Genomic DNA, 2683 nt, shown 5'->3' with positions numbered 1-2683 from the left:
GTCGAAGTCTAAAGCTTCACCGTATATAGTAACCTTAATTCTCTCTTTTGTTCTTTCTAGTTATATCAACAATTTACTGAGAATCAAACTTAAGCAGTATATAAAAAATTGCTGTTTTGTGCTTAATTCTATGGTCGTTGCACGTTTGCTACGTCTGATTTTCCTTCGGAAAATCCTCGCTCGCAAACCCACAACTATTCTTATACATAACCATTGTAAGTAATTATCGTCAAGACAAAAATTGGAAGACTTAATCAATAAAATAAAAAGTAGTACAACTCTTAGCTCAAAAGCCGAAGAATATGTTGTTTCTATTGCAAAAGAAACGTCGGTTTCTAAAGGGGATGTTTTAATTCGTCAAGGACAAGCTGTGAAGAACACATATTTTGTTAAAGACGGCTGCTTAAGAGCATATTGTATTGATAAAAATGGGAAAGAACATACATTACAGTTTGCTATCAAAAATTGGTGGATTAGTGATTTTATTGCCATCTACAATAATGAACTATCTACATTAACAATAGAGTGTATAGCTGATTCAAATATAATCGAATTTAATGCTAAACTACTGGATGAGATATATTCAAAATTCCCTGAATTTGAAGCGTTTCAAAGGAAAAACTTAGAGCGCCATGTAGTTAGTTTACATAAAAGAATTTTAAATCAATTGCAACTAACCGCTCCAGAGCGATATGAATTATTTCTGAATCAATATCCCGATATTGAGCAATACACTCCAAATTACCACATCGCATCTTATTTAGGGATTACACAACAAAGCTTGAGTCGCATAAGAGTAGAAAAATCAAAAAAATAGCTTTCTTACCATAGGGTAATTTTTGCCTCAAAACTGTCCTCTACTTTTGTTTTAAACTAAAAAAACAAAGTCATGGTAAAAAAAATATTAATCGGATTAGGAAGTGTTATTATACTTGCTTTTGTAACGTTATACTTCACTAGTAGACCAAATTTAGAAGATGATGGTTCATATAGCCCTTCAAGTTTAGCACTTACTTTAGGTACTGTTTCAAAAACAGATTTCGAAGACATAAAGTACACAAAATACCAAGGAGATAAATCGAAGATTTTAGTGATTTTTACTGAACAAAAAAACTTGAAGATGAAAAATGGCAAATCCTTCTCTACAGGAAATCATCCAATAGAAGCACTTGTACCAATGTTACACCTTAAAAATGCAGGATTTGACTTTGAAATAGCTACTCCTACTGGGAAACCTGTTGTATTTGAAATGTGGGCTTTTCCTGAAGAAGACGAGCATGTAAAAGCGATTTACAACAAGTACAAAGCGAGTTTTGAGCATCCTAAAAAGTTAACTGAATTTATTACTAATTCATTTGCGAATGATAGTTCTTATGCTGCTGTATTTGTACCAGGCGGACATGGAGCAATGATTGGTCTTCCAGAAGATAGAAACGTTGGAAAAGTATTGAATTGGGCGCATCAAAATGATTTATTCACAATTACTCTTTGTCATGGACCAGGCGCTTTATTATCTACTACACTCGATAATCAAAAATTTCTTTACGATGGATACAAGATGGCTGTATTCCCTGATGCTATTGATGAAATGACCCCAATGATTGGCTATTTACCAGGACATATGACATTAGGTGTTAGCGAAAGGTTGAAAAACTTAGGTGCTACTATTGTTAACACAGAATCTGACAATACGGTTTGTGTAGATAGAAAATTAATTACCGGAGCAAGTCCATTAGCCTCTAATGAATTAGGTAAGCTTGCTGCAAACACTTTACTAAAGGAGTTGAATTAAAAACTACTTACAACAACCTATAAACAATACGGGTTTAGGTTTTAAACGCCAAGGTTTGCGTATTTTTATTAGGTAGCGAAATCTTTGGGATTTCGCTTTGGAGAAAAAAAGAAAAAACAAAACCAAAAGATTTCGCTACGTGCCTGGCGGAAAGCAAACGCTAGTTTGCTCCCGTACTGTTCATAGCTCAGGCGTTAGCACCAACTTAAATATTTATATTTGGTTCGATTTTGGTGTATATTAGCACCAATCTAAATATACTCTCATGGCAAGACAGAGCATTTCATTTACACAACCAAATGATGAATGGTTAAAATCACAGGTTGACACTCAGGAATATTCCAGTAAAAGTGAACTCGTTAACGACTTAATTAGACAAGCAAGAAACCAACAAATAGAAATTGACTGGATTAAAGCTAAATTAGATAAAGCCGAGAATAGTGGATTCTCCAATGATAGCAAGGAACAAATTTTAGCACAGGCCAAGTCTATAATTAATGACTGATTATAGACTAAGCAATGCTGCCAAAGATGACTTGATACGGATTCATCGGTACGGAGTCAAAAAGTTTTGAATGGCGCAAGCCGACAAATACTTTGAATCCTTTTTTGAGTATTTCGATAGTATCGCTAAAAGCCCTTATTCGTTTGAATCAGTCGATTTTATTAAAAAAGATTATAAGCGATGCGTATGTGGTTCCGATAGCATTTATTATAAAATTAATGGTGACATAGTTGAAATAATGGCGATTGTTGGAAGACAGGATTTGAAAAATTTACTTTAAACTCTTGCGCCAAAATAACTGTTGCCAACAAAACCTCCTATGAAAAGCCTTCGTCCAGTTCTTTAAAGTTAATTAATATTTTCTTTTTTACTTTAAACCACCTTTT

The 2683-nt window shown here is 33.8% G+C and carries 4 protein-coding genes; all 4 read left to right on the top strand.

All coding sequences use genetic code 11. From position 1 onward, the window contains the following. The first annotated feature begins 241 nt into the window (after positions 1-241). Positions 242-817: a Crp/Fnr family transcriptional regulator gene (locus B5X55_RS18590; RefSeq protein WP_079514710.1), complete on the top strand. Its 576-nt coding sequence runs from the start codon at positions 242-244 to the stop codon at positions 815-817. Positions 818-889: 72 nt separating this feature from the next. Next, positions 890-1792: a glyoxalase III HchA gene (gene hchA, locus B5X55_RS18585; protein ID WP_079514708.1), complete on the top strand. Its 903-nt coding sequence runs from the start codon at positions 890-892 to the stop codon at positions 1790-1792. Between the two features lie 265 nt (positions 1793-2057). Continuing rightward, positions 2058-2297, top strand: coding sequence for a ribbon-helix-helix domain-containing protein (locus tag B5X55_RS18580; protein ID WP_079514706.1), 240 nt, complete (start codon positions 2058-2060; stop codon positions 2295-2297). Positions 2298-2367: 70 nt separating this feature from the next. Continuing rightward, a complete protein-coding gene (locus tag B5X55_RS18575; protein WP_234999798.1) occupies positions 2368-2577 on the top strand; it encodes a type II toxin-antitoxin system RelE/ParE family toxin in 210 nt (69 codons plus the stop codon). Positions 2578-2683 lie beyond the last annotated feature (106 nt).

Origin of the sequence: Maribacter arcticus (assembly GCF_900167935.1) — a bacterium.
Taxonomy (GTDB): domain Bacteria; phylum Bacteroidota; class Bacteroidia; order Flavobacteriales; family Flavobacteriaceae; genus Maribacter; species Maribacter arcticus.
This window is presented reverse-complemented; position numbering and strand designations above follow the sequence as displayed.

Bases quoted from the DNA above. Each gene is read 5' to 3' on its own strand.
- hchA (WP_079514708.1), top strand. From the start codon at position 890: ATGGTAAAAAAAATATTAATCGGATTAGGAAGTGTTATTATACTTGCT.
- B5X55_RS18580 (WP_079514706.1), top strand. From the start codon at position 2,058: ATGGCAAGACAGAGCATTTCATTTACACAACCAAATGATGAATGGTTA.
- B5X55_RS18575 (WP_234999798.1), top strand. From the start codon at position 2,368: ATGGCGCAAGCCGACAAATACTTTGAATCCTTTTTTGAGTATTTCGAT.